Origin of the sequence: Mycolicibacterium parafortuitum (assembly GCF_002086815.1) — a bacterium.
GTDB lineage: Bacteria > Actinomycetota > Actinomycetes > Mycobacteriales > Mycobacteriaceae > Mycobacterium > Mycobacterium parafortuitum.
Window position 1 is genome coordinate 29,286 of the sequence record NZ_MVID01000019.1, and the last position, 26,452, is coordinate 55,737.

General features: G+C 69.0%; 25 protein-coding genes and 1 pseudogene. 10 read left to right on the plus strand and 16 right to left on the minus strand.

Features of this window, described 5'->3' with window-relative positions:
* The first annotated feature begins 77 nt into the window (after nt 1-77).
* On the plus strand, nt 78-830 hold the full coding sequence (locus BST38_RS19130; RefSeq protein ID WP_237160845.1) for an ATP-binding protein: 753 nt from the start codon (nt 78-80) through the stop codon (nt 828-830).
* A gap of 4 nt (nt 831-834) precedes the next feature.
* On the opposite strand, the gene katG is transcribed toward BST38_RS19130, so the two are convergent.
* The 5 genes from katG to BST38_RS19155 form a co-directional block, all read right to left on the minus strand.
* Nucleotides 835-3,081, minus strand: a complete 2,247-nt coding sequence (katG, locus tag BST38_RS19135; RefSeq protein ID WP_083145129.1) for a catalase/peroxidase HPI — start codon at nt 3,079-3,081, stop codon at nt 835-837.
* An 18-nt stretch (nt 3,082-3,099) separates the two neighbouring features.
* On the minus strand, nt 3,100-3,540 hold the full coding sequence (locus tag BST38_RS19140; protein WP_083145130.1) for a Fur family transcriptional regulator: 441 nt from the start codon (nt 3,538-3,540) through the stop codon (nt 3,100-3,102).
* Nucleotides 3,541-3,701: 161 nt separating this feature from the next.
* Complete coding sequence (locus BST38_RS19145) at nt 3,702-4,982, minus strand: acyltransferase family protein (RefSeq protein WP_083145050.1); 1,281 nt, start codon at nt 4,980-4,982, stop codon at nt 3,702-3,704.
* A gap of 52 nt (nt 4,983-5,034) precedes the next feature.
* Complete coding sequence (locus BST38_RS19150; protein ID WP_083145051.1) at nt 5,035-6,177, minus strand: DUF7159 family protein; 1,143 nt, start codon at nt 6,175-6,177, stop codon at nt 5,035-5,037.
* Between the two features lie 101 nt (nt 6,178-6,278).
* The gene (locus tag BST38_RS19155; protein ID WP_083145052.1) at nt 6,279-8,528 is read right to left on the minus strand and encodes an NADP-dependent isocitrate dehydrogenase; all 2,250 of its coding nucleotides are present in this window, start codon (nt 8,526-8,528) and stop codon (nt 6,279-6,281) included.
* Nucleotides 8,529-8,772: 244 nt separating this feature from the next.
* Between BST38_RS19155 and BST38_RS19160 the strand changes: the two genes are divergently transcribed.
* Both BST38_RS19160 and BST38_RS19165 read left to right on the plus strand, forming a co-directional pair.
* Nucleotides 8,773-9,624: a hypothetical protein gene (locus BST38_RS19160; RefSeq protein WP_083145053.1), complete on the plus strand. Its 852-nt coding sequence runs from the start codon at nt 8,773-8,775 to the stop codon at nt 9,622-9,624.
* Between the two features lie 43 nt (nt 9,625-9,667).
* Nucleotides 9,668-9,997 carry a cupin domain-containing protein gene (locus BST38_RS19165; RefSeq protein WP_083145131.1) on the plus strand — a complete coding sequence of 110 codons (330 nt, stop codon included), beginning with the start codon at nt 9,668-9,670 and terminating at the stop codon, nt 9,995-9,997.
* 33 nt (nt 9,998-10,030) lie between these two features.
* On the opposite strand, the gene BST38_RS19170 is transcribed toward BST38_RS19165, so the two are convergent.
* Nucleotides 10,031-11,404 carry an amino acid permease gene (locus BST38_RS19170; RefSeq protein ID WP_083145054.1) on the minus strand — a complete coding sequence of 458 codons (1,374 nt, stop codon included), beginning with the start codon at nt 11,402-11,404 and terminating at the stop codon, nt 10,031-10,033.
* Between the two features lie 160 nt (nt 11,405-11,564).
* On the opposite strand from BST38_RS19170, the gene BST38_RS19175 reads away from it, so the two are divergent.
* Entirely contained in the window at nt 11,565-12,230 is a 666-nt protein-coding gene (locus BST38_RS19175) for a VldE C-terminal domain-containing protein (protein WP_083145055.1), read from the plus strand.
* Between the two features lie 9 nt (nt 12,231-12,239).
* Here BST38_RS19175 and BST38_RS19180 read toward each other — a convergent pair whose 3' ends face one another.
* Nucleotides 12,240-13,757: an alkaline phosphatase family protein gene (locus BST38_RS19180; RefSeq protein ID WP_237160846.1), complete on the minus strand. Its 1,518-nt coding sequence runs from the start codon at nt 13,755-13,757 to the stop codon at nt 12,240-12,242.
* On the opposite strand from BST38_RS19180, the gene BST38_RS29700 reads away from it, so the two are divergent.
* Both BST38_RS29700 and BST38_RS29260 read left to right on the plus strand, forming a co-directional pair.
* Entirely contained in the window at nt 13,732-14,319 is a 588-nt protein-coding gene (locus BST38_RS29700; RefSeq protein WP_237160847.1) for a hypothetical protein, read from the plus strand. The two genes, BST38_RS19180 and BST38_RS29700, sit on opposite strands and share 26 nt — an antisense overlap.
* Before the next feature lie 174 nt (nt 14,320-14,493).
* Nucleotides 14,494-14,772 (plus strand): hypothetical protein, encoded by a 279-nt coding sequence (locus BST38_RS29260; RefSeq protein WP_083145057.1) that lies wholly within the window; start codon nt 14,494-14,496, stop codon nt 14,770-14,772.
* A gap of 4 nt (nt 14,773-14,776) precedes the next feature.
* On the opposite strand, the gene BST38_RS19190 is transcribed toward BST38_RS29260, so the two are convergent.
* Nucleotides 14,777-15,469, minus strand: coding sequence for a GAF and ANTAR domain-containing protein (locus tag BST38_RS19190; RefSeq protein WP_420872574.1), 693 nt, complete (start codon nt 15,467-15,469; stop codon nt 14,777-14,779).
* Between the two features lie 299 nt (nt 15,470-15,768).
* Here BST38_RS19190 and BST38_RS19195 point away from each other — a divergent pair, with 299 nt between their 5' ends.
* Nucleotides 15,769-17,154, plus strand: coding sequence for an NAD(P)/FAD-dependent oxidoreductase (locus tag BST38_RS19195; protein WP_083145058.1), 1,386 nt, complete (start codon nt 15,769-15,771; stop codon nt 17,152-17,154).
* Here BST38_RS19195 and BST38_RS19200 read toward each other — a convergent pair.
* Nucleotides 17,132-17,893: a class I SAM-dependent methyltransferase gene (locus tag BST38_RS19200; RefSeq protein WP_083145059.1), complete on the minus strand. Its 762-nt coding sequence runs from the start codon at nt 17,891-17,893 to the stop codon at nt 17,132-17,134. The genes BST38_RS19195 and BST38_RS19200 overlap by 23 nt on opposite strands.
* Nucleotides 17,890-18,888, minus strand: a complete 999-nt coding sequence (locus BST38_RS19205) for a methylenetetrahydrofolate reductase C-terminal domain-containing protein (protein ID WP_083145060.1) — start codon at nt 18,886-18,888, stop codon at nt 17,890-17,892. The genes BST38_RS19200 and BST38_RS19205 overlap by 4 nt, the downstream gene beginning before the upstream one ends.
* Nucleotides 18,889-19,024: 136 nt before the next feature.
* Between BST38_RS19205 and BST38_RS29555 the strand changes: the two are divergent.
* The 3 genes and pseudogenes from BST38_RS29555 to BST38_RS19215 all read left to right on the plus strand — a co-directional run.
* Nucleotides 19,025-19,663 (plus strand): annotated as a pseudogene (locus tag BST38_RS29555) (cysteine hydrolase family protein); the annotation flags it as partial.
* Nucleotides 19,664-19,687: 24 nt separating this feature from the next.
* Nucleotides 19,688-20,074: an NUDIX hydrolase gene (locus BST38_RS29560; protein ID WP_207569361.1), complete on the plus strand. Its 387-nt coding sequence runs from the start codon at nt 19,688-19,690 to the stop codon at nt 20,072-20,074.
* A gap of 70 nt (nt 20,075-20,144) precedes the next feature.
* The gene (locus tag BST38_RS19215) at nt 20,145-21,680 is read left to right on the plus strand and encodes an APC family permease (protein ID WP_083145061.1); all 1,536 of its coding nucleotides are present in this window, start codon (nt 20,145-20,147) and stop codon (nt 21,678-21,680) included.
* Nucleotides 21,681-21,682: 2 nt separating this feature from the next.
* Here the strand turns inward: BST38_RS19215 and BST38_RS19220 are convergent, their stop codons facing one another.
* The 6 genes from BST38_RS19220 to BST38_RS19245 all read right to left on the minus strand — a co-directional run bounded on the left by BST38_RS19220 (nt 21,683) and on the right by BST38_RS19245 (nt 26,383).
* A complete protein-coding gene (locus BST38_RS19220; RefSeq protein ID WP_083145062.1) occupies nt 21,683-22,567 on the minus strand; it encodes a universal stress protein in 885 nt (294 codons plus the stop codon).
* Nucleotides 22,568-22,580: 13 nt separating this feature from the next.
* Complete coding sequence (locus tag BST38_RS19225) at nt 22,581-23,489, minus strand: DMT family transporter (RefSeq protein WP_083145063.1); 909 nt, start codon at nt 23,487-23,489, stop codon at nt 22,581-22,583.
* Entirely contained in the window at nt 23,479-24,378 is a 900-nt protein-coding gene (locus tag BST38_RS19230) for an SDR family oxidoreductase (RefSeq protein ID WP_083145064.1), read from the minus strand. Before BST38_RS19230 ends, BST38_RS19225 begins: the two co-directional genes overlap by 11 nt.
* Before the next feature lie 100 nt (nt 24,379-24,478).
* Nucleotides 24,479-25,081, minus strand: a complete 603-nt coding sequence (locus BST38_RS19235) for an energy-coupling factor transporter transmembrane component T family protein (RefSeq protein ID WP_083145065.1) — start codon at nt 25,079-25,081, stop codon at nt 24,479-24,481.
* On the minus strand, nt 25,078-25,773 hold the full coding sequence (locus BST38_RS19240; protein ID WP_083145066.1) for an energy-coupling factor ABC transporter ATP-binding protein: 696 nt from the start codon (nt 25,771-25,773) through the stop codon (nt 25,078-25,080). Before BST38_RS19240 ends, BST38_RS19235 begins: the two co-directional genes overlap by 4 nt.
* Nucleotides 25,766-26,383 carry a biotin transporter BioY gene (locus BST38_RS19245; protein WP_083145067.1) on the minus strand — a complete coding sequence of 206 codons (618 nt, stop codon included), beginning with the start codon at nt 26,381-26,383 and terminating at the stop codon, nt 25,766-25,768. Before BST38_RS19245 ends, BST38_RS19240 begins: the two co-directional genes overlap by 8 nt.
* Nucleotides 26,384-26,452: the final 69 nt, after the last annotated feature.

The window sequence follows — 26,452 nt, forward strand, 5'->3', positions numbered from 1 at the left end:
TGTCCGCTGCCCTTCGTGCCGCGGACTGATTTCGCCCGGACGGTTGACCGCGAGCGTCGGCGGGAACAGTGCCTGCGATGAAGCGACGCGGTGGGATTCGGGTCTGGGCGGTCCCGGCGCCGGGCCGGGTTTCGGCGCTGCAGATCGCCGGCACGCTGGACGATTCGACCTGCCGCGACGTGCGCGACGGCGTCGTCGCGGCGGCCCTCGGCGGGCCCCGGGCGGTGGTCGCCGCGGTCGATGGTCTCACCGTTCCGGCCGACAGCGCCTGGACAGTCTTCGCCAGCGCACGCTGGCATGTGCGGACCTGGCCCGGTGTCCCGATCCTGCTGGCGTGCTCGGACCCCGCGCGCCGGGCCGCGATCGCCCGCAGCGGGATCACCCGCCACGTGGCGCTGCTGCCCGACGTCGAATCCGCGGCGGCGGCGGCACCGGCCGCGCCTCAGGTACGCCGAGCCACCGTCCCCGTGGACGCCGGCTCGGGCGCGCTGCGCGGCATCCGGGCGCCGGTGACCCGGTGTGTGTCCGATTGGGGCTTCCCCGCGCTCGCGGTCAGCGTGTGCACCGTGGCCACCGTGCTGGTCGAGAACGTGCTCGAACACACCACCAGCCGTCCCACGCTGATCCTCGAAACGCAGGACGGCCGGGTCGCGGTCGCGGTCAGCGACGACGACCCGGCCACCCCGACGCGTCGGGAGGATCCGGGGGCAGGCACCCACACCGTCTCCGGGCTCGCCATCGTCACGGCGCTCAGCCATGCGTGGGGAGTCATCCCGACGGCGTCCGGTAAGACGGTGTGGGCGTTGCTCGGTCCCGAGAACCGGCTCTAGTCGGTCAGCGGAGCAGATCGAACCGGTCGTTGTTCATCACCTTGACCCACGCGGCGACGAAGTCCTCGACGAACCTGCCCTTGCTGTCCTCTTGGGCGTAGACCTCGGCGATCCCGCGCAGCACCGAGTTCGACCCGAACACGAGGTCGTTGGCGGTGGCGGTCCACTTGAGCTCGCCGCTGGCGCGGTCATGGCCCTCGTAGACGTTCTCGGTGTGCTCCGACGGCTTCCACTTGGTGCCCATGTCGAGCAGGTTGGTGAAGAAGTCGTTGGTCAGCGCGCCCGGCGTCTGGGTGAAGACGCCGTGCTTGGTGCCGCCGTGGTTGGCGCCGATCGCGCGCAGACCGCCGAGCAGCGCGGTCATCTCCGGCGCCGTCAGGTCGAGGAAGTAGGCCTTGTCGACGAGCAGCTGCTCCGGCTTCTCCTTCTCCCCGGGCGCGATGAAGTTACGGAACCCGTCGGCGCGGGGCTCGAGCACCGCGAACGAATCCACATCGGTGTCCTCCTGCGAGGCATCGGTGCGACCGGGCGCGAAGTGCACGTTGATCTCGTATCCGGCGTCCTTGGCGGCCTTCTCGACCGCCGCCGAGCCGGCGAGCACGATCACATCGGCCAGCGAGACCTTCTTGCCCCCGGTCGCGGTGCTGTTGAAGTCCTGCTGGATCTTCTCCAGCACCGGCAGCACCTTGTCCAGCTCGGCGGGCTCGTTGGCCTCCCAATTGCGTTGCGGCTCAAGGCGCAGCCGGGCGCCGTTGGCGCCGCCGCGCTTGTCGGTGCTGCGGAAGCTGGATGCGGCGGCCCACGCGGTCTTCACCAGCTGCGGCACCGACAGCTCCGACTGCAGCACCTGGCTCTTGAGCGCTGCGATGTCGGACTCGTCGATCAGCGCGTGGTCGACCGCGGGGACCGGGTCCTGCCACAGCTGCGGCTCGGCGACCCAGGGACCGAGGTAACGGCTGATCGGACCCATGTCGCGGTGCATCAGCTTGTACCAGGCCTTGGCGAACGCCTCGTCCATCTCTTCGGGGTGGTCGAGCCAGCGGCGGGTGATCCGGCCGTAGATCGGGTCTTCGCGCATCGACACGTCGGTGACCAGCATGGTGGGCTTGCGCGGCGGGCCGCCGAAGGGGTCCGGAATGGTGGCCTCGGCGTTCTTGGCCTCGAACTGCCAGGCGCCCGCGGGGCTCTTGGTCAGCTCCCATTCGTTGCCGTACAGGTTCTCCAGGAACGCGTTGCTCCACTGCGAGTTCGTGCCGGTCCAGATCACCTCGAGACCGCTGGTGACAGTGTCGTTGGCGTTGCCGGTGCCGAACGGGCACTTCCAGCCCAGGCCCTGATCCTCGATCGGGGCACCTTCGGGCTCGGGGCCGACGTTCACGTCGGCGGCACCGTGGGTCTTGCCCAGGGTGTGGCCGCCGACGATCAGCGCGGCGGTCTCCTCGTCGTTCATCGCCATCCGGCCGAACGTCTCGCGGATGTCGTGGGCGGCGGCCAACGGATCCGGTTTGCCCTCGGGGCCCTCGGGGTTGACGTAGATCAGGCCCATGGTGGTGGCGCCGAACGGTTCGGCGAGGTGGCGGTCCTTGTCGTTGGTGCCGCCGTAGCGCTTGTCGGTGCCCAGCCAGGTGTCCTCCTGGCCCCACAGCATCTCCTCGGGCTCCCAGATGTCCTCACGACCGAACCCGAAGCCGGCCGTCTGGAAACCGGACTGCTCGAGCGCGGCGTTGCCGGCATAGGCGATCAGGTCGGCCCAGGAGATCTTGTTGCCGTACTTCTGCTTGATCGGCCACAGCAGGCGGCGGGCCTTGTCCAGGTTCGCGTTGTCGGGCCAGCTGTTGAGCGGGGCGAAGCGCTGCGCGCCCTGCCCGGCGCCACCGCGGCCGTCGAAGATGCGGTAGGTGCCCGCGGCGTGCCAGCTCATCCGGATGAACAGGCCGGCGTAGTTGCCGTAGTCGGCGGGCCACCAGTCCTGCGAGGTCTTGATGAGTTCGATGACATCAGCCTTGAACGCCTCGAGGTCGAGCTTGGCGAACTCGGTGGCGTAGTCGAAGTCCCGGCCGAGCGGGTTGCCCTTCTCGTTCTGCCTGTGCAGCACCGAGACGTCGACCTGGTCGGGCCACCAGTCCTTGTTGGTCAGCGGCGCGTGCACCTTGGGCTCCGGCGAATCGATCACCGGGTTCTCGGATTCGCTGGTGCTTCGGGTCTTGTCGTCGGAGTGCGGGGGCCGGGCATCGGAAGTATCAGAAGACACGTTGTATCCCTTCATCTTTCATTTCATCGGTGAATATTGGGCTGTAGAACACACAGGGCACAGGCCCCAGTAAATGACCTCGGCCTCGTCGACCTCGAATCCGAGATCGTCCGATGCCGTCAAGCAGGGCGCCTCGCCGACCGCGCAGTCGACGTCGGCGATCACCCCGCAGGAGCGGCAGACGATGTGGTGGTGGTTGTCCCCCACCCGGGTCTCGTACCGCGCGAGCGATCCGGCGGGCTGGATTCGGCGCACCAAACCCGTTGCGGTGAGGGCGTTCAGCGCGTCGTAGACCGTCTGGCGGGAGACGTCGGGCAGCTGTTCGCGCGCGGCCTGGATGACGACTTCGGTATCGGCGTGTGGGTGCTGCGCAACGGCGCTCAGCACGGCGATGCGGGGCCTGGTGACTCGCATCGCCGCCGACCTGAGCACGCTTGCGTAGTCGCGGTCGTCGGCCATCTCCTCGATACTCGTCCCCAATCTGGATGGGATCAAGAACTCAACAAGATCAGTCGACCAAAGTGGCGATGTTTTCGCTTTTTGGATGTCGGTCCGCGAAACGCCGTGCGCCGTCCGCGCGCCGCCCGTACCGGGACGGCACATGAAACTCCAAGGGCGGGTTACGAACTCAACGTTGTCGCGGCCCGGATGCGCAGCGGGGCGGCCGCGAAGAGCCGCGCGGCGCTCGCGGCGGTCAGGAACGCCGCGCACGCGGTCCAGCCGGCGGGGTCACCGAGCCCGAATTTCGCCATCACGACCAGCACCACACCGGCGACGCACACCAGCGCCCCTGCCGCCGTGGCGCGATGTCCGGTGGCGGTGACGCCGGCGTCCCACCACGGCAGCGGCCTGCGTTCCAACGGCGAGAGCAGCCGGAACAGCACGAGCATCACCACCGCGAACACCGCGGCGCGCAGCAGGAGCATCCCGATGAAGTCGCCGGCGTGCACGTCGTAGGCGTCCAGGCCGAATGCGTTCAAACCGAACGCCGCGATCGCGATCGCGACGATGTGCCACAGGTACAGCGTCATCGCCCCGGCATTGCCCGCCGCGATGACACCCCACAGCCGGGTGCGCTGCGCCCACCGCCCGACCGGCCCGGAGAGCGCGACGAACGCGCACGACATCCACACACAGTGCAACGCCAGCAACAGCGTGGGCGGGGAGACGTTGGAGATCCGCTCGGCACCGGTCACCACCAGCGATACCTCGTACGGCCCAATGGTGACGAGCACCAGCGCCGCCGCGAACGCCGCGGCGGCGGTGACAGCGGCGGGCCCCGGACGGATCAGCCCGCGCGCGTAACCGACCCCGATGACGATCGGGATCAGCCATACGAACAGGAAGTTGGGCAGGCCGGCGGCGAGTTCGCCGGTACCGAGACGCACCGCATCGGTGACCGCGACGGCGGCGAGCAGGGCCGCGAGCACCGCGGCGAGGGTGCCGCCCGTGTCCAGCCGCACCAGCGCCGGGACGAACGCCAGCGTCACGACGTAGACGCCGAGGAACCACAGAAGCGCCACGCTCTCGGCGCCGAGCCCGGCCGCCGACTTCGCGCCCAGCACCGCCCACGCTGCGGCGAGCCCCGCCGTCCACGCCGCCAGATACCAGAACACCGGCCGGAACAGGCGCTGTGCGCGGGTGAACACCCAAGCCCCCCAAGCCGTCCCGGGGCGGTAGCCGTAGGCGCCCGCCGCGCCGCCGGCGAGGAAGAACAGCGGCATCACCTGCGCGAGCCAGGTGGCGGGCGCGACGGCGGGAACCTCACCGATCAGATTGGCGATGCGGACGCCGCCCGAGTCCACGGTGGCCAGCAGCAGCGCGCAGTGCCCGAACATCACCACCACGAGAGCGGCGAGGCGGATGACGTCGACGGCGCGGTCACGCGTGGGCGGTGTCATCTGCCCAGCATGGCGCGTCTACGGCAGCGCGGCCATGAGTAGTCCTACCGGATCAGGGCAGCGCGCCGAACAGCGCACCCAGCGGACCCGGCGCGGGCGGCGCCGGCGGGGGGATCACCTCGGGCGACGCCTGCGCCGGGACCGTGTACGGCTGGGCCGGTCCGGCGGCCGGGCCGGGACCCGTCAGATGCGGCACCCCGGTCTGTGCCGGCAGCTGCTGCCCGATCTCGGCGGCGCCCACGGTCTGGGCCGTGCTGGGCTCGGGGGTCCGCAGCCCCGGCGACACCGTCGCCGCGGGGACGTCGGACGTCGTCTGCGGCACCGCCGCGGCGTAGGTCCCGGTGCTGGTCTCGTCGGAGACCTCGACTTCGGCGGCGGTCTCGGGCACCGCGGCGCTGTACTGCGGGCTCGGTGCGGTCTCGGGTACGGCCGCGGGGATCGCGACCTCTTCGACCATGATGGGGGCGGGCTCGACAACCGCGGGCAGCACCGGTTCGGGGATCGCGGCGGGTGCCGGCGCCACTGCCTCGGCGACGGCCGGCTGGGGAACGTCGTGCTTGGGTGAGTATCCGAACAGCGCGTATCCGACGACACCGGTCACCGCGACGGCGAAGACCGCCGCGGCGGCGCGGACACCCACTCCGCCCGGCAACGCCTCCATGAGCTGGCGGGCCCGGTCGGAGGTCCGCATCGCGGCCTCGCTGCCCGCGACGCGCACCGCGGCCACCCGCTCGGCGATCACCGGGGCGCCGGCGCCGTATTCGGAGTTCCTGCTGGGCACCTTTTCGGCAAGCCGAAGCAGCACACCCTTGTCGGCGGGGTCGTCGAGATCCGCCCGGGCGGCGCCGTAGGCCAGCACCATGTGCGGGGCGATGTGCCGCGCGGTCCGGTTCCGGCCTTCGCGGGCGGCTTCTTCGCTGACGGTGTCGATGGCCTCGAAGCCGAACAGCCGGAGTTTGGTCCGCAACCGGACGCCCTCGTGGCGGGCGTCCTCGGTCCACACCAGCCGCACCCCGTCGATCAGCCGCTCGCTCTGCAGGGCGAACTCCTGCACGCTGCGCGCGGCCGCGCGGGAGATCTCACCGACGGTGTCGAGGTCGACGACCTCGTCGGCGATGATGCTGCCGTCGTAGGTGTCGACGAGCACCCAGACGGCACTGCCTGCGGTCAAGGACAGACCCATTACCACGCGCATAACAACTCCCAGACGACAGCCGGATGATGGCTTGTAATCGGCGTGTCCGCGCGAGATGTTACGCGCGGATCACACTCGATCACTTTGCCGGAAAACGCTGCCTAGGTACGGGCCGCCTCGAGTGCCTCGTTGAACGTCTTGCTCGGCCGCATCACCGCAGTCGTCTTCTCTACATCTGGATAGTAGTAGCCACCGATGTCAGCCGGCTTGCCTTGTACCGCGTTGAGCTCCTCGACGATGGTCGATTCGTTGTCGGCCAGCGACTGAGCCAACGGCTTGAAGTACTCGGCGAGCTCACTGTCCTCGGTCTGCTGGGCCAGCTCCTGAGCCCAGTACATGCTCAGGTAGAACTGGCTGCCGCGGTTGTCGAGCTCGCCGGCCTTGCGTGACGGGCTCTTGTTGTTGTCGAGAAGTTTGCCGATCGCCGAGTCGAGGGTCTTGCCCAGCAGCTCGGCTTTCTTGTTGCCCGCCTTGCGGCCCATGTCCTCGAAGCTTGCGCCGAGGGCCAGGTACTCGCCGAGCGAATCCCAGCGCAGGTGGTTCTCCTCGAGAAGCTGGCTGACGTGCTTGGGCGCCGACCCGCCGGCACCGGTCTCGTACATGCCGCCACCGGCCATCAGCGGCACGATCGAGAGCATCTTGGCGCTGGTGCCGAGCTCGAGGATCGGGAACAGGTCGGTGAGGTAGTCACGCAGGATGTTGCCGGTCACCGCGATGGTGTCCTCGCCGCGGATCACCCGCTCGATCGTGTACCGCATGGCCCAGACCTGCGGCATGATCTGGATCTGCAGGCCCTCGGTGTCCTCGTCCTTGAGGTACTCCTTGACCTTCTTACGCAGCTCCACCTCGTGCGGCCGCTCGGTGTCGAGCCAGAACACCGCGGGCATGCCGGAGGCTCGGGCCCGGGTGACGGCGAGCTTGACCCAGTCGCGGATCGCGGCGTCCTTGACGATGGGCATGCGCCAGATGTCGCCCTCTTCGACGTCCTGGCTCAGAAGTACCTCGCCGGTGTCGATGTCGACGATGTCGGCGACGCCGTCCTCGGGGATCTCGAAGGTCTTGTCGTGGCTGCCGTACTCCTCGGCCTTCATCGCCATCAGACCCACGTTGGGGACGGTGCCCATCGTGGTCGGGTCGAACTGGCCGTGGGTCTTACAGAAGTTGATCATCTCCTGGTAGATCCGGGAGAAGGTGGACTCGGGGTTGACGGCCTTGGTGTCCTTGGTGCGGCCGTCGGCGCCGTACATCTTGCCGCCGAGCCGGATCATCGCCGGCATCGACGCGTCGACGATCACGTCGGACGGCGAGTGGAAGTTCGTGATGCCGCGGGCCGAGTCGACCATCGCGAGCTCGGGGCGGTGCTCGTGGCAGCGGTGGATGTCCTCGATGATCTCCTCGCGCTGCGACGCGGGCAGCGATTCGATCTTGTCGTACAGATCGGACATGCCGTTGTTGACGTTGACGCCGAGCTCCTCGAAGAGCTTGCCGTGCTTCTCGAACGCATCCTTGTAGAACACCTTGACGGCGTGGCCGAACACGATCGGGTGGCTGACCTTCATCATGGTCGCCTTGACGTGCAGCGAGAACATCACGCCGGTCTTGTAGGCGTCCTCGATCTGCTCCTCGTAGAACTCGATGAGCGCCTTCTTGCTCATGTACATGCTGTCGATGACGTCGCCGGCCTCCAGCGCCACCTCGGGCTTGAGCACGACCGTCTCGCTCGACCCATCTGGACGTTTGGGGGTCAATACCATCTTGACCTTGCGGTCCTTGTCCAGGGTCATCGACTTCTCGCCGTGGTAGAAGTCGCCGGTCTTCATCGTCGCGACGTGGGTGCGCGAGGCCTGCGACCACTCGCCCATGCTGTGCGGATGCTTGCGGGCGTACTCCTTGACCGCCTTGGGCGCGCGACGGTCCGAGTTGCCCTGGCGCAGTACCGGATTGACGGCGCTGCCGAGCACTTTCTGGTAGCGGGCACGGATTTCGCGCTCTTCGTCGGTCTTCGGGTCACCCGGGTAGTCCGGCAGGTCGTAGCCCTTGGCCCGGAGTTCCTTGATCGCGGCCAGCAGCTGCGGCACCGACGCGCTGATGTTCGGCAGCTTGATGATGTTGGTCTCGGGCAGCTGGGTCAGCTCGCCGAGTTCGGCGAGGTTGTCGGGCACCTTCTGGTCGTCGGGGAGGCGATCGTTGAACTCGGCCAGGATGCGCGCGGCGACGGAGATGTCGGTGGACTTGACGTCGATGCCCGCCGCCGAGGCGAAGGTGCGGACCACGGGCAGGAACGCGTAGGTCGCGAGCAGCGGCGCCTCGTCGGTCAACGTGTAGATGATGGACGGCTGCTCGGCGCTCATGTGTTCTCTCTCCCGCGTGTGTGTTCGCTTGATTGCGGCGGTCGGCTCTTGTGAGAGCTGGGCCACCCTTCAGGCGCAGCGTACCGAAGTGCCACTACGGCCGGTCGGCCCAGTAGGCCGGTGGTCAGGACACGCGGCGATCACGGTTGGGTCAGGACTTGGCAAGTGATTGACGCAGGTGAAAATCCCGCCAGTACATTCGCGGTTGCCGAGCAACGCCCGACGTCGCCGGCGAAAGGTAGGCATGGAGATCACCCACAGGCCAGTGGCGGCGCCGTTCGCCCCCGTACGGTGCGCCGCTGCGGCACTGCTGCTCGCCGCCGCCGCGACCGCGTGCTCGTCGGCGCCCGCGACAGAAGGTTCGGCAAACTCCGCGGCCACGCCGGGGACCGTCACGGGGTCCCTCGAGCAGTGGCAGTCGGCGGTGTGCCGCGGCGACTCCGCCACGGCGTCGGACACCCGCCACACCGTCGCGGGCAGCACGTGTGTGCCCCACGACGGCGACGGTGTCGTGAACTTCGACCATTTCGAGTCCGAGCCGTCCATGCAGTCCACGTTGTCGTGGCAGCCGTCCACCTACGTGGCGCACGCCGTCGTCGACGACCGTCCGCTGGCGATCTGGACCCCGTCGGGTGAGGCGGAGGATCTGGAACCGCTCAAGGAGTTCGGCTTCACCCTGGCCGCCTACGAATCCCCCGCGCTGGCACAGCCCGCGGGCGACCTGCCCGCGGCGGTGAGTTCGGCCGACGTCGTGACGATCCCGCCGAACGAGTACGGATACGTGGTGGTGCAGACCGCGGGCGGTGAGACCCAGTGCCTCGTCGACACCGGCTACGTGGGCTGTGAGACCGACGGGATGAACTGGGCTCAGCACGTCGACGGCAGCGGGCCGTATCACGGCGTGCGGATCAACGCCGACGGCACGGGGTCCTGGGTGGACGGCAACCTCGGCGTGCCCGAGGCGGTGACGCTCGGCGATCGCACCTATCGGGCCATGGGCTGGACGATCGTGTCCTCGCCGTCGGGGATGCGGTTCACCAACGACAAGACCGGCCACGGCGGCATCGTCAGCGTCCAGAAGGTGCAGACCTTCTGATCATGGGTTGACGGTGCGCGGCATCAGGCATGGAATGGCTGTCATGCAGAAGGTGTCGCTCGAAGCGCTGGCGCGTCAACAAATTGAGCAGGCGGCCGCAGCCGGCCGCAATGCCGCCGACACGGTCGTCGGAGGCCACGAGAAGGTGCTGCGCCAGACGGTGATCGGCATGCTCGCCGGCTCCGAACTCGGCGAGCACGAGAACCCCGGCGAGGCGACGCTCTACGTGCTCAAGGGCTCGGTGCGTCTGATCGCCGGAGATCAGCAGTGGGACGGGCGCACCGGGGACCTGCTCATGATCCCCGACTCCCGGCACTCACTGCTCGCGCTGACGGATGCGGCGCTGCTGCTAACCGTCGCGAAACTCCCCTGACCCCAGCGGATCTCACGCCTGTGAGAGAAGTTCTCACGCCTGCGAGAGAAGTTCGGCGGCCTCCCTGGCGGCGTGCCTGCGGTGCACCACCACCCCGGTTCCGACGATGAACACCGCCGAGACCACCGACAGCGCGATGGCTTGCTGCTGGTCGGGGTCGAAGGCCATCAGCACCAGCACGACGACGATCGCGGCGATCACGGCCACCGTGAGGTACGGGAACAGCCACATCCGCACCGACGGCTTCTCCCCCGCCTCCCGCATCGACCTTCCCAGGACGAATTGGCTGGCCGCGATTACGAGATAGACGAACAACGCCACCGCACCGCTGGTCGCCAGCAGGTAGCCGAAGATCTTGTCCGGCAGCAGGTAGTTCCCGAGCACCGCGAGGAAGCCGACCACCATGGACGCGAGCACGGCGACCCACGGAACTCCGTTGCCTGTCAGCTTTTTCACCGCCTGCGGCGCGTCGCGGCGTTCGGCCAACGAGAACAACATCCGTGATGCGGTGTAGAGCGCGGAGTTCAGGCATGACGCCACCGCGGTCAGGATGACCAGGTCCATGATCAGCTTCGATCCGGGGATGCCGATCGCCTGCAGCGTGGACTGGTAGGAGCCGTCCTCGAGCCGGTCGTACGGCATCAGCGCCACGATCACGAAGATCGAGCCGACGTAGAACAGCGAGATCCGCCAGATCACCGAGTTCACCGCGCGCGAGATCCCGGACTCCGGATCGGGTGACTCGGCGGCCGCGATGGTGACGATCTCGGTGCCCATGAACGAGAACATCGTGATCAGCATCGCGGCGACGACGGCCCCGAATCCGTTGGGCATGAAGCCATCCGGCTCCCACAGCTGGTGCAGGCCACTCACCTCGGAATCGGGGATGACCCCGAGGATCGCGGCGACGCCGATACCGATGAACGCGACGATAGCGACGACCTTGATCAACGCGAACCAGAACTCGAACTCGCCGTAGTTGCCGACGCTGATCAGGTTGGTGGCGGTGAGCAACAAGGTCACCGCCAATGCCCAGAACCACTGGGCGCCGCCGATGAGATGAGACAGGATCTCCGCGGCCGCGGTGGCTTCCACCGGGATCACCAGCACCCAGAACCACCAGTACAGCCACCCGATCGAGAAGCCGGCCCAGCCGCCGAGCGCCCGGTCGGCGTACACCGAGAACGACCCGGTGTCCGGGTTCGCGACGGCCATCTCGCCGAGCATTCGCATCACCAGCACCACGAGCGTCCCGGCCATCAGGTAGGACAGGATCACCGCGGGTCCGGCTTCGGCGATCGCGTTGGCCGACCCGACGAACAGGCCCGCGCCGATGATCCCGGCGATGGAGATCATGGTGATGTGCCGGGGTTTCAGGCTGGTCCCGAGTTGCCCACTTGTCTCCATCGCCAGCGCCTCTCTGTTTGCAGCCGCATGATCAGCCGGGCCGCGCTGCACCAGGACAGGGCGGGGATTTCCCGATTCGCGCTGCCGCCAAACCGCGGTTTGCGACGCGGTGACTCCAATTGCCGGCTGCGGGTCGGCGGGGAGATTAAGGTGCTGTTCCGTGGGCAGGAATCTGTTGGCCAACGGCCGGGGGCGCTGGCTGGCGATCGCCGCGTCCGTCGCGCTGTCGGCGGCGATGATCTACGCCCAGCAGACGACTCCGCCGCGCGCCCCGCAGCCCGAGCCGACGATGGCCGGCGCGCCGACCTCGGCGCCGAACCAGGAGCCCCCGATACTGGCGGCGCCGGTCCCCACCGAGGCCGAACTGCTCGCGGCCAGCGCGCCGGTCGACGCCCGGGTCTTCGACTTCGCGCTGCCGAAGGGGATCGCCCCCGAGGGCGGGCTGCAGGTGCACACGATCTGGCTCGCCCGGGCGATCGCGGTGATGTTCCCGGAGATCACGACGATCGGCGGCTACCGCCAGGATGCGCTGAAGTGGCATCCCAACGGGCTGGCGATCGATGTGATGATCCCGAACCACAACAGCGAGGAAGGGATCGCGCTGGGCAATCAGATCGCCGGCTACGCGCTGGCGAACGCCGAGCGGATGGGCGTCATCCACGTGATCTGGCGGCAGGGCTTCTACCCCGGCATCGGCGCCCCGAGCTGGACGGCCGATTACGGCTCGGAGACCCTGAACCATTTCGACCATGTCCACATCGCGACCGACGGCGGCGGATACCCGACCGGCAAGGAGACGTACTACGTCTCCTCGCTCAAGCGCTGAGCGCCGCGGTCAGGACGCGAGAGCGGCTGCCCCGCAGGCGAACACGGCGCTGGTCACGCGGCCCTCGGTGCACGCCGCCGCGAGCAGGGTCGGGGTCTGATCGCCGGCCTCGGGAATCGGGAACACCGGGGTCTGCGGCCGCACCAACGGGAAGATCGACGCGCCGGTGACGCCGGTGAGGCGCGCGATGATCTGGGCGGGGATGTTCACCGCGATGTAGGTGAGGTCGCCGATGATGCGGACCGGGATGATCGCCAGCGCGGCCAGCGGGCTGATCAGGAAGATGTCCGCGTCGGCCAGCGACTGCAGACCCGACTGGACCCCGTTGAAGACGTTGTTGACGTAGTACGGGATGGTCGCGGCGATGGTCCGCACACTGAGCGCGAGGTTGGTCGCGATGTCGGGGTAGCCGTACATCGCGATCGCGTCCTGCAGTGCCTTGCGCAGCAACGCGTCGTCGTCGCCCGGGGTGACGGTGCTGTCGTCGAGGTCGAGCAGCGAGACCCCGTCGGTGACGCCGGGCTGATGGCCGAAGAGGTCGAGCACCGTGGCGGTCACGTCGACGATCGAGTACTTCAGGTTCACCCCGCCCTGCTGGAACAGGTCAGGATTGTTGGCGACGACGAATGTCGTTGTCTCGGCCGGCGATTGGAAGCCATGGCCGAACCCGAGCTGCGGTTGGTGGCCGTGATCGGTGACCATCAGGATCGTCCACTGTTCGCCGGTCGCGGCCTCCCAGGCGTCGACGGCGGCCATGATCTCGCCGAGGTTGCGGTCGAAGTTGGCCAGCGCCTCCAGGTACTCCGGCGATTCGCCGCCGAACGCGTGGCCGGCCTCGTCGACACCGACGAAATAGCTGAAGATCAGGTTCGCCACGGCGGCGCTGGCATCGGCGATCGCGGCTTCGGTGAAATCGCCGACCAGGTCGTCGGCCTTGAACCACAGCGGATCGTCCTCCTGCTCGGGGACGTTGACGACGTTGTCGACGCCGAGGCCGGACGTGGCGATCGCCGAGATGACGTCCCAGTTCGCGATCGAGGTGGTCACGATGGACGGGTCGGCCGATTCGAGCTGGGTGAACAGCGTCGGCCACTTCTCGTAGGTCCACGGTGTGAAGACGTTGTTGATGACACCCGTCGTCTCGCCCCACAGGCCGGTCAGGATCGACGACCACGACGGGTTCGAGACCGTGGTGTGCCCGACGATGGTCGACGCGGCGGTGGTGCCGCCCTGGATCAGCTTGAAGAAGTTCTGGGTGAGCTCCGGGTGGGCGAGCACCCGGCTCAGATTGGTGCCGTCCACGCCGATCACCAGCACGTTGGGTGTGTCGTCGACGAGTTGTGCGACGGCGTCTGCGACCGTCGCGCCGTACCGGCGGGCCGCGGTGCGCTCGAGTTCGTCACGGACCGCCGCCAGCGACGCGAGCATCGTCGCTCCCTGCAGCGGTGTCGCCGGGGCGGGTTTCGCCGGTGGGGTCAGGATCGAGGCGAGCACATCGCTGATGATGCTGACCAGGGTCGGTTTCACCACGGACTGCGGTACCGCGGCGGCTGGCTCGGGTGCCGGCGAGGTCGTGGTCGGCGATGTCGGGGTCGGCGCCGGTTTGGTCCTGGGCGCGTCGGCCGGTGGCTTCGACGGCGTCGCGGGGGCGGCGACGGTGCTCACCGCGACGGTCTCGATCGCCGCCGGTGCGTCCGCATCGTCGGCCGTGTCTTCGGCGGCGGCCGTGTCTTCTGCATCGTCTACCTCGGCCGTGTCCTCGACGTCGTCGCGGGCAGGGCCCGTCGCCCGCGATGTCTTGGACGCGCGCGATGCGGCATCGTCGTCACCGGCCTCCGATGCCTCCGACGACCCCGAGGACGGGGCGCTGCCCGCGGTGTCGCCGGAGTCCGAACGGGACGTCCTGGCCGGTTTGGCCGACTCGCGGGCCGACGAGGACTCACTCGACGATGCGCTCGAGGACGCACTCGAGGAAGAGGAAGAGGCATCCGAGGTGTCCGCGTACGCGACGCCGGGTGCCGACGCGACGGCCCAGCCCACCCCCAGCGTCACCGCGAGCGCTCCGACACGACCGACGTTGACGGCGTAACCCATGCGATTCCCTCACCCTCGGACTGGCTGTGACCAGATTGTTACGGACGTAAATTACGCCGTAAGCGTGTTCGCTGGGCACGATTGGCAGAGTTTGCCGTGGCGTGTCGGGCCGGGACTTCTCATGACTCACTCAGCGAATACCCAGATATTTGCACTAGCGTCAGCCGCTATGGGCGTGAGGGACCGTCTGGACTGGCCGTTGGCGGTCTGCGTGGCCGCGTCGGCGGCGATCGTGGGCTTCGGCGCCTGGTTCGCGTCCAACGCGCATGACCGGATCTCCGAGATCGAGCATGCGACGGTCGCCGACTGTGTCGACACGGTCACCCAGGTGCACGGTCAGACCAACCTCGATGCGTGCGAGATAGCGGAGCCGCCGTGGTGGCCCGCCGACGCCGGCCCGGCGGATATGTCGCTGATCCGCTCGGCGAGGACGCCATCGGGGCGGTAGCCGGCTAACCCGCCGTTCCGTGCGCGGCGACCAGGTTTTCGGCGATATCGACCAGTTTCACGTTTTTCTCCTGGGAGATCCGGCGCAACAGTTCGAACGCGGCATGGGCGTCGATGCCGAAGCGTTCCATGAGCATCCCTTTGGCCTGGCCGATGACGTCGCGACTGGCCAGCGCGCTGCGGAACTGGTCCTCGCGCTGGGTCAGCGTCAGCGCGGCGGCGGTGTGGGCGGCGAAGATCAACGCCAGTTCCACCGAGTCGTCGTCGAACACCTCGGCCTCGTCGGCGTAGAACGTCAGCGCGGCGAGACTGGGGCCGTCGTGATAGAGCCGGATCGACAGCACCGACCGCACCGGCGTGCGTTCGACGGCGGCCCGGCAGTACAGCGGCCACCGCTGCTCTGCGGCGAGGTCGTCGACGCGGAGGGTGTGGTGGGACCACGCGCGCGACAGGCACGGCCCCTCGTGGGCCTCGGCCTGGATCCGGTCCAGCAGCCGGACGTGGGCGTGGGTCGCGGCCGCGGTCGTCACCACGGCGTGCTTGTCGATCAGCGTGACACCCGCATGGCGGGCACCCGGCACCGACGCGACCCCGTTCTCGATGATGTCGAGCAGCGCGTCCTCGGGGTCCACGCCGCCGCGGCGCTGCAGTTCGTTGATCTGCACCACCAGATCGTTGAGCCGTGCGCGTTCGAGCAGGGTCTGCCGCCGGGGGTACGGCGGGGCGCCTCGGGGCCTGTCTTCGATTGTCACGCATACCTCCCGCCGCGATCGGCCCGCCCGGGAGGCGGGCAACACGGCACCGCAGGGATGTGCTCCAACAACGAAATGATGACATCCCGCGCAGGGACGTGCAATCGGCCGTATCCCACAGTCCGCCAAGGAAAACCCTGAATTCCTTGTGTCTGTGCATATTTCGAAGTCCGCAGCCCAGCCGGCCGGGGATCCGTACCGCTGCCGCGGCCCCGGGGTGCGCAGCGCGAACTATCCTGGCCGGGATGACTGAGAAACGCCCGAGAGTAGTGATCATCGGCGGAGGGTTCGGCGGCCTGTTCTGCGCTCGACGTCTCGGCCGTGTCGGAGTCGACGTGACGCTGCTCGACAGGGCGGCCTGTCACGTGTTCCAGCCGTTGCTGTACCAGTGCGCCACGGGAACGCTGAGCATCGGCCAGATCAGTCGGTCGTTGCGCGAGGAGCTTCAGGACCACCGCAACGTGAAGCCGTTGCTCGGTGAGGCAATCCGGCTGGACGCCGGCGCGCGCCGTGTGACGGCCCGCCGGCCCGACGACTCCACTTTCGATGTCGACTACGACTACCTCGTCCTCGCCGCGGGCATGCGCCAGTCCTATTTCGGCAAGGAGGAGTTCGCCGCCTGGGCGCCCGGCATGAAGACCCTGGACGACGCGCTGAGCATCCGGCGCCGCGTCTTCGCCGCGTTCGAGATCGCCGAGACCCTGCCCCCGGGGGCCGAACGTGACCAGTGGCTGACCTTCGCGGTGGCCGGTGGCGGGCCGACCGGAGTCGAGATCGCCGGGCAGATCCGGGAATTGGCGACACGGGCACTGGCCAACGAGTTTCACAGCATCGAGCCCGAAGACGCCAGGGTGCTGCTCTTCGACGGCGGCGACCGGGTGCTGAAGAGCTTCGCGCCGGCGCTGTCCGAGGGCGCCGCGCGGGTTCTGACCGACCTCGGTGTCGAGTTGCATTTCGGTGTGCACGTCAGCGATGTGCGTCGCGACGGCATCACCGTGCGCTCGAAAGACGCTGGCGCCGAAGTCGATTACGCGACACGGACAGTGCTGTGGACGGCAGGAGTGGAAGCGGTGCCGTTCGCGAACCACGCCGCGGAAGTGCTGGGCGCCTCATCGGACCGCTCCGGGCGCATCGCGGTCGAGGCCGACCTGTCGGTACCCGGGCACCCGGAGGTGTTCGTGATCGGCGACCTCGCCGGGCGCGACGGGCTACCCGGGGTAGCCGAGAACGCCATGCAGGGCGGCCTGCACGCCGCGGCCTGCATCCGGCGGGATCTGGAAGGCAAACGCCGCAAGAACTACCGCTACCGGGATCTTGGCTCTGCCGCCTACATCAGCCGCGGGCACGCCTTGCTGCAGGCGGGCCCGATCCGGCTGACCGGGATACCCGGCTGGCTCGGCTGGGGCTTCGTCCACATCGCGTTCCTGACCGGGGTGCGCAACCGGTTCAGCACGGTCGGAACCTGGTTGGCGACCATCGCGCGGTCCAACCGCAGCGACCGCACGTTCATCCTGGGCGGGTCGGGCCACCCCGAGGAGCCTTACACGTGGGAGTCACCCGTGCATCAGAGCAACAACTCCCGGAAAGCCCCGGCCGGGAGTCCAGCACCTAGTCCGCGCGCCGCAGACTGAGCACCTCGCCGGAGACCAGTCCGTCTCCGAGCAGCCGGCCCATCTGCCCGGAATTCTCCTCGGAGAGCTTCCACGCGTCGTCGTCTCCGTGCCTGCTCTCCAGCGCGGCGTCGATCGCCGCGACCCGGTCCTGCCAGTCCTTGGGGATCGGCGGCAGATCGGCGGTGCGCAGCCGGTCCTCGACACGCAGCCCGGCCTCGTCGAGCAGGCGCTGTAATGACTGCTCCGTCGGGAAGTTGTTGCCCTCGGGTTGCTGATCCTCGGTCAGGCCGGCCTGTGCGACGAACACCAGCAGCCCGATGCGCCCCGGTGCGCGCACCACCCGGCGCAATTCGCTGAGCACCTCGCGCTGCGCGGTGGTCGTGCACAACACCCCCAGACACCATGCCGCATCGAATGCGTTGTCGGAGAACGGAAGCGCATCGGCGACGGCTTGGAAGACGGGATACGGGAACAGCGAGCGCGCGGCCCTGCAGGCGCCGGCCTGGGGTTCGACGAGCACCGGCGACACCGGACTCCTCGCCTCCGCGTAGGCGGCCGGTCCCCCGACACCGGCCCCGCAGTCGAGCAGCGAGTCGCCCGGGCGAAGGCCGAGACGCTCGACGAGCCAGTCCAGGGCGGCAGGGTTGCCACTGCCCCGGCAGCCGGCGGGGATGTAGTAGTCGCGGCCCAGGTGGCGTGCCGCCTGCGCGGTCCATTCGGCCACCGTGTCGAATTCGGCGTCCATCGCCTCGGTCATCGTCCCCACCCTTCCGCGCGGATCCGCGCACCGACCTCGGCCTTGATCTGGGCGCCGGCGCGGGTTCCGGCGGCAGACGCCAGCCCGGAGACGTTGACACCGTCGACACCGTCGATCGCCAGTAGAGCGCGGGCCTCCGCGACCGCGGCCTCGATGCCGGCCTCGACCGGGTCCGCGGCGGCCAGCACGCGCTCGACGACGTCCGGATCGAGTGCCAGCCCAGGGAGGCCCTGCAGCACGGCGGCCGACACCTCGTCGGTGAACACCGCGACGGCCGCGAGCACCGGGATGGTCAGTCCGGCCGCCCGCGCACCCGACATGAAGTCCGCGATCAGCTCCGGCGTGGAGACGTGGTTGAGCACGGCGACGCGCGCGCCGGCCCGCTGTTTCTGGACCAGACGCAGCGGCCGCCCCGCCACGGGCGGGGCCGTCGGGGTCTCCGGCACGGCGGCGGTCATCCCCAGCGAGGTGGCCAGTTCGACCAGCCGCGGCCCGTCGAGGTCGAAGGTCTGGGTGACGTCGGGGCGTACGTCGTAGCCGCGTCCGTCACCGGTCACACACAACACCGTGCGCACCCCGAGCAGCGACAGTCCGCGCAGCTCCTGTTCGAGCACCACCCGGTTGCGATCGCGGCATGACAGCGTGATCCACGGGGTGACGCCGGCGTCCAGCAACAGCCGGCCCATCAGTGTCGGAGGGAAATCGGGACGGTTCTGGTGCTCACCGACCAGCACCGCATCACACGACGACGACAGCGCCGTCGCGGTCGCCGCCACGTCCGCCGGATCGTATGGCGCGCAGCTGAAGTCGGTCAGGACCAGCGGCGCTTGCGGTGCCGGCACGTGCGGTGCCGGATCCGAGGGCCAGAGCACCACCTCGGGGAACGCACACGGACCGGGCCGCATCTCGCAGCGGCCGTCGGGGTGGACGCCACCGCATGGGCCGAACGTCATCCGCTTGGGGCAGTCCTGCACGACTGCGTCGTCACCTGTCATGTTGCGTGCGGGGATTCCCGTCCACACCGCAAAGTAGTCCTGTACTGGGAGGGCGTCCAAAACCGTTTCACCGGCGCGACGTCAAGGCCCATGCCTCATCGTCTGGTCCGCGCCGGGCGGGTGCCAGAATCGTTAAGTGGATTCTGACCGATACCTGACGCCGGAGTGGTCCCGCTCGGCGTTGCTGCTCATCGACGTCCAGCACGACTTCGTCGCGGGGTCGTCGGTGGTGAGCGGAACCGCCGAGCGGCTTCCGGCGATGGCGCGCCTCGCGGCGGCGTTCCGCGCCGCCGGGCGCCCGGTCATCCACATCGTGCGGTTGTACGAGCCGGGCGGGTCCGACGTCGATGCCGTGCGCCGTGCCGCGGTCGAGTCCGGTGCGCACATCGCCGCTCCGGGAACCGCCGGTGCGCAGATCGCGCAGACCCTGCTGCCGCAGCCGGTCGAGCTCGACTGCACGGCGCTGCTCGCCGGGGAGCTCCAGACGGTCGGTCCTGGCGAGTACGTCGTCTACAAGCCGCGGTGGTCGGCGTTCTTCAGGACCGCCCTGGACACGCAGTTGCGCACGATGGGCGTGAGCACCGTCGTCGTCGCGGGGTGCAACCTGCCGAACTGCCCGCGGGCCACGTTGTTCGACGCGTCGGAACTCGACTACCGGACCGTGCTGGCCACCGACGCGACGTCGCAGACCACCCCGGAGCGGCTCGCCGACCTCACGCTGATCGGGGTGACCCTCGCCGACACCGCGACCATCACGGAAGCGCTTGCCGCCCAACAGGACACGCCTCCACAGATCCGGGTGGTCGCCGCGGTGGTGGTTGATGACGCCGGCCGGGCGCTCGTGGTCCGCAAGCGTGGGACGACGGCGTTCATGCAGCCGGGCGGCAAGCTCGACCCGGGCGAGTCGGCTCCGGACGCGCTGCGCCGCGAACTCGCCGAGGAACTCGGGGTGCACGTGGCGCCAACGGATGTCAGCCCGCTCGGGACCTACACCGCGGCGGCGGCCAACGAGCCCGGGCACCGGGTGTCTGCCGAACTGTTCGCCGTGACGTTGCGCGCCGAACCTTCCGCGCAGGCCGAGATCGACGAGATCGCGTGGATCGATCCGGCCCGGCCCGGGGACCTCGAGCTCGCGCCGTTGACGCGCGAGGCCGTGCTCGGGTTGGTGCGCCGAACCTGTGAATGAAAGCGCTCCCCCGCGGGTGCGTGCGTGCTTAGCTTGAGCACCATCATTGTTCACCCCTGGTGAGGTCACCATGCGGATCGAGGCCCACGACCCCCTGCACCGTCCCGAAGCGGACATCCAGGACAAGGGACTGTCACACAACGCCGTCGGCCTGCTGGGCGGAACGGTTCTCGGGGTGTCCTCGGTGGCCCCCGCCTATGCGCTGACGGCCACCATCGGCATCCTGGTCGCCGAGGCGGGCATGAAGATGCCGGTGGTGATCATCGCCGGCTTCCTGCCGATGTTCTTCGCCGCGTACGCGTATCGCGAGTTCAACAAGGTCGCACCCGACTGCGGGACGTCGTTCACCTGGACCACCAAGGCGTTCGGGCCGTACATCGGATGGCTCGGCGGGTGGGCGGCCGTGCTCGCGACGGTCATCGTGTTGTCCAACCTGGCCGGTGTCGCGGTGCAGTTCTTCTACCAGTTCATCGGCGACCTGTTCGGCAGCGAAGCCGTCGGCGCGCTGTGGGAGAACAAGCTGATCAACGTCGCGACCTGTGTGGCGTTCCTGGCGATCGCCACCGCGGTGTCCTATCGCGGCATCACCACCACCGAACGGGTCCAGTACGTCCTGGTCGGTTTCCAGATGGTGGTGCTGCTGGTGTTCGCGGGGATGGCGTTCGCGAAATCCGGCTCGTCGGAGACCGGCTTGTCGTTCAGCTGGGACTGGTTCAGCCCGGCAGGCCTGACGATGTCGATGTTCATCGCGGGCCTGTCCGGGTCGATCTTCGCGTTCTGGGGCTGGGACACCGCGCTGACGGTCAACGAGGAGACCAAGGACTCCGACAAGACGCCGGGCCGTGCCGCGCTGCTGTGCGTGGTGTCGATCCTGCTGACCTATTTGCTGGTCGCCGTCGCGACCCAGATGTATGCCGGTGTCGGCACCGACGGTCTGGGTCTCGGTAACGAGGAGAACTCCGAAAACGTCTTCGGGGCGCTCGCGGAACCGGTGATGGGCGGCCCGCTGCATCTGTTCCTGTTCCTCGCCGTGGTGGCGTCCAGCGCCGCGAGCCTGATCACCACGTTCCTGCCGACCTCACGGACCATGCTGGCGATGGGCGCCTACAAGGCCTTCCCGACCCGGTTCGCCAAGATCCACCCGCGGTTCATGACACCGTCCTATGCCCTGGTCGTCGCCGGGGTCGGCTCGGCGTTGTTCTACTCGGTGCTGACGCTGACCAGTGAGAACGTGCTCACCGACACGATCTACTCGCTCGGCATCATGATCTGCTTCTACTACGGCCTGACCGCGTTCGCGTGCATCTGGTACTTCCGGCGCGAATTATTCTCCAGTGCACGCGGATTCGTGTTCAAGCTGCTGTTCCCGCTGCTCGGCGGCCTCGGCCTGCTCGGCGTCTTCGCGGTGACGCTGCGCGACAGCGCGTCCCCGGACTACGGCAGTGGCGCGAGCATCGGCGGCGTGGGCCTGGTGCTGATCCTCGGTCTCGGGTTGATCCTGCTCGGCATCGTGTTCATGATGATCATGCGCGCCCGGCAACCGGCGTTCTTCCGCGGTGAGACGCTGCGCAAGGACACCCCGGTCCTCATCGTTGATGAACCCTAGGTTCACCATCCCGAGTGCTTGGCACCGATCTCCGCCTTGGGCACCACGACCATCGGCACGTCGAGCACCCGCAGCATCTTCGCAGCGGTCGAACCGAGGAAGGTCCGCCGTGGGGCGCCGAGCCGGCTCGAACCGACCATGATCAGGTCGCCGTCGTGCCAGGCGAGACTCTGGACGGCCTGCTCGACAGTGCCGCCCTCGACCACCGTCGCGGTGACCGGGAACCCCGTGGGCAACGACTTCTTGGCGGCGTCGAGCGTGCGGAAGGCGTGATCCACCGCAGGGTGGTGCCCGCGGCCGGCGCTTCCGCTCGCCGAGTCCGGGTCGAGCGCCACCAGCGACACCAGCCGCAGCGGGGTCTCCGCGGCCCTGGCGAACCGGAACGCGGTGTCCAGCAACAGGTCGGCGCCGGGACGTTCGCCGAGCGCGCACGTCACCTCGCGGACCCGCTCGACCGTCGAGTCGCGGGCGCCGCGCGGAGCCACCACCACCGGCAGCGGCGACGAGTTCAGTAGCTCGTTGACCACCGCCCCGAGCGTGTAGTTCGCCGCCAGCCCGCCACCCGAACCGCCGACCACGATCGCCGACGCGTCGAGTTGGCCGGCCGCGTCGATCAATCCGGCGGCGAAGGAGTCGTGGAAATGGGCGTGGGTGCGGGCGACGATATCCGCGGGTACCGCGGCGAGCGCGTCCGACAGCCACTCTTGTGCCTGCTCGCTGAGCAGCTTGTCGTATCCGCCGGTCGCGACGACGCTGCCGAGATTCCCGTGCCGCGCCAACACCAGGCAGATGTCGATCTCGGCGTCCAGCGTCCGGGCCAGCCGCACGGCGAGCGCCAAAGCGTCCGCGCCGCCGGGTGTGGCCAGATATCCGACCAACAATCTCATGGGCAACCGCCGATCACGGGCCATGCCGGGGAGGCCCTGCGGCGCTGATTGTGTCATGTTTGGCGCGCATGGCGAAGAGCCCACCGCCGATGACCAAGGCCATCCCCAGGTAGGCCGCGAGGGTGGGTCTGTGGTCCCACACGATCCAGTCGATGACGGCGGTGAAGACGATGACGGTGTAGATGAACGGGCCGAGCTTCTCCGCCGACGCATGACGATAGGCGGCGACGATCAAAGCTTGGGAAAACAGTTGGGCCAAGCCCAGACCCACGAGCCACGGCCACCCGGCCGGGGCGACCGGCTCCCAGTCGGCCACCGCGATCGGCACCGACATCACCGTGGACAGCAGGAAGTAGTAGAACAGGATTCGCAGCGGGGGTTCGGTGGCGCCGAGCCAGCGCACCGACATCATGGCGACGGCCAGCAGCGCGGCGGCGGCGAGCGCGGACGCCTCGCCCGCGGAGAAGCTGCGCCCCTGCGGTTGAAGCACCAGGACGATTCCGGCGAAACCGACGCCGGCCCCGATCCAGGTCGGTGCCGCGACGCGTTGGCGCGTCACCGCCCACGCGATCAACGGCATCCAGAGTGGGGCGCTGTAGGTCAGCAACGTGGCATTGGCGAGCGGAATCTGGGTGATCGCGAAGAACAGCGCGTACCAGCATCCTGTCCCGGTCACCGCACGCAGCATGTGCAAGCCGAACTTCGCGGTCCGCACCGACGCCCACCCGTCACGCGCCACGACCGGCAGGATGAACACCAGGCAGATCGCGTTCTGGAAGAGCAGCAGCACACCGGTGGAGGTGTACTGGCCCGAGACCTTCGCCAGCGTGCCGACCATGGCCACGCAGAAGAACGCCGCGGTGGTGAGAAATGCTCCGAGAAGCAGGTTTTCGTCGCGGTAGCCGACGCGCTCAGCGTTCACCGGGTGCGCGCCCGGTCTGTGGTGTGGAGCGCTTCATCACGCTGTTGAGCAGCCGCGGCGAGATGAGGTCGAGCGCACGCAGCGGGATCATCTTGCGCGGCATGATCCGCACCGGCCGGGTCTGCGCGGCGGTCACGATCCAGTCTGCCGCCTCGTCGGCGCTCAACGCGGCGAGGCCGTCGTAGGCGCGGGTCGGCGCGATCATCGGAGTGGCCACCAACGGGTAGTAGATCGTCGTCGATCGCACACCGGAGTCGGCGAGTTCGTTGTCGATGACTCTGCTCACGGCGCTCAGCGCGGCCTTGGACGCGTTGTAGACGCCGAACAGCGGTGAGGACTCCGGCATCACGCGCCAGCTGGAGATGTTGATGATGTGCCCGTCGCCGCGCTCGACCATGCCGGGCGCGATCCCACGGATCAGCCGCAGCGGCGCGTAGTAGTTCAGCGCGATGGTGCGCTCGACATCGTGCCAGCGGTCCAAGGATTCGAGCAGGGAACGCCGGATCGACCGGCCGGCGTTGTTGACGAGAACATCCACCCGGCCGGCGCGGTGTACGAGGGCATCGACGGCCTCGAGATCGGACAGGTCGGTGGGCATCGCGATGGCCTGACCACCGCGAGCGGTGATCCGATCGGCGACGCCGGTCAGCAGGTCGCCGCGGCGGGCCACCAGGATCACCACCGCACCCCGGTCCGCGAGCTTGCCGGCGGCGGCCTCACCGATCCCGGACGACGCACCCGTGATGAGAATCCGCTTGCCCCGCAGGTCGATACGGGCAGGGTTACGAGGGCGGGGCAACGGCCGCATCCCCGCCAGGCGCAGTGCCCGACGCAATGTGTCGGGCGGTACCCGCTCGGCCGGCCGGCCGGTTCCCGCTATCTCGATCATCGACGCCTTCCGTGGTGCACCGCCGGCTCCAAGGTGGGCGCCTCGCCACATTCTGCGCGACCGGGTGCCGCGGGGCGTGGTGAACGCGGTGATCGGAGGGTCAGTCGATCCCGCGGGCGATCAGCGCCTCGCTGAAATCGTCGGCCGCGCGCAGCGCCGCGACCACAACGGGGACGAACACGATGCGCGGCGAGATCCGCAGCCCGCGCGCCCGGCGGGCCTCCTCGACTTGACGGATGATGTCCACCAGCAGCGGGATCGACCGGATCGTCAGCGCCAGCGCGATGGCCACCTGCCGGGCCGGGAACCCGAACCTCGCCAGCGGCGCCATCGCCCGCGTCGCCGCGTCCAGCATGTCGGTCGTCCGGGTCGTCGTCGTCACGATCGCGGCCAGGCCCACCGCCAGCAGCAGCACCCCGCACACCACCAGAGCGCGGCGCCAGCCCGTCAGCAGCAGCTGCAGCACGAAGATCGCCGCGACCACCCACAGCACCGGGCGCAGTTGGGCGGCCAGCGCGCCCACCGGCAGCCGGGCGCAGGCGATCACCGCGGCCACCGCTGCCGCGGCCACGGCCAACCGCATCGGGGAGTCGACCGCCACCGTCATCGCGACGATGACCACGCCGAGGCCGACCAGCTTCATCCCGGCGGGCATCCGGTGCAGCCAGGACCGTCCGGGCCGGTAGTCCCCCAGCACCGTCACGACATCAGCTTCCGATAGACCGCCAGCGCCGCGGCGGGCACGTCGTCGGCCACCACGCGGCCGTCGTCGAGCACGACGACCCGGTCGGCGTCGCCCGCCAACTCCAGGTCGTGGGTGACCAGCACGAGCTGGGTGTCCAGCGCGGCGAACGCGCCGCGCAGCATCCGCGCGTTGCGCAGGTCGAGCAGGGTGGTCGGTTCGTCGGCGACCACCACCGAGGGTTCGGTGACCAGGACAGTCGCCAGCGCCAGCAGCTGCTTCTGGCCGCCGGAGAGCAGATGTGCGGGCTGATCCGCATGCCCTGCGAGCCCGAACCGGTCGAGCACCGCAGCCACCCGCTCAGTGCGCGCGGCGCGGTCCAGCCGGTGCCGCGACAGCGACAGTTCCACGTCCTCGGCGACGGTGGGCATCAGGATCTGGCGGTCCGGATCGGTGAACACGAACCCGACCGTGCGGCGCACCTGCCGGGTGGACCGCTTGGTGTCCAGACCGTGCACCCGCACCGACCCCCGGTCGGGCATCACCAGGCCGTTGAACATGCGGGCCAGCGTCGACTTGCCGCTGCCGTTGGCACCGACGATGGCGATCCGGCGCTCGGTCAGCGTCAGCGACACGTCGCGCAGCACCCGGCGGTCGCCGAACGCGTGGGACACCCCGTCGACGACGAGGGCGCCGGGCGGGTCGTCAGGCATCGGATCGGCGGGCCCGCCACGGCGTGATCAGGCCCGGCCGGGCGCGGTGCACCTGGGCGGCGACGTAGGCGCACACCACGGCTTTGGCGATATCGCCGGGAATGTAGATCCCGTTGGTGGACAACGCCGCCCACCAGTTCAGGTCGGTGCGCAGCATCAGTCCGACCGTGCCGAACAGGTAGATGACGCCCATCCCGCCCACGATGTTGATCAGGATGCCCCAGGCCACCCGGTAGCGCGGCATCATCAGCGCGGTCAGGACCCCGATCACCACGACGGCGGGTAACCAGCCGACGAAGAAGCCCGCGGTCGGCGAGGACAGTGACACCAGGCCGGTGCGGCCGCCGGCCAGGATCGGCAGCCCGGCGACGGCCAGGGTCGCGAACAGCGCGATGGCCAGCAGTCCTTTGCGTGGGCCGAGGATCGACCCGGCGAGCATCACGCCCAGTGTCTGCAGGGTGATCGGCACCCCGGTCGGCCCGAGCGTCAGGGTGCCCGGCAGGCCCAGGGCTGCGAGCAGACCGGCGAACACCGCGGCCTGCGTCAGGTCCCGCCACTCGAGGCGGCCGAAGCGGGCCGTGCCGGCGGGGCCGGAGGTCTCAGGGTTCACCCCGGAATTATCGTCGATGCCCGGCTGTGAGAGCCGCCTCCCCCGGCGGCCACCAGGTCGGGGGTGACG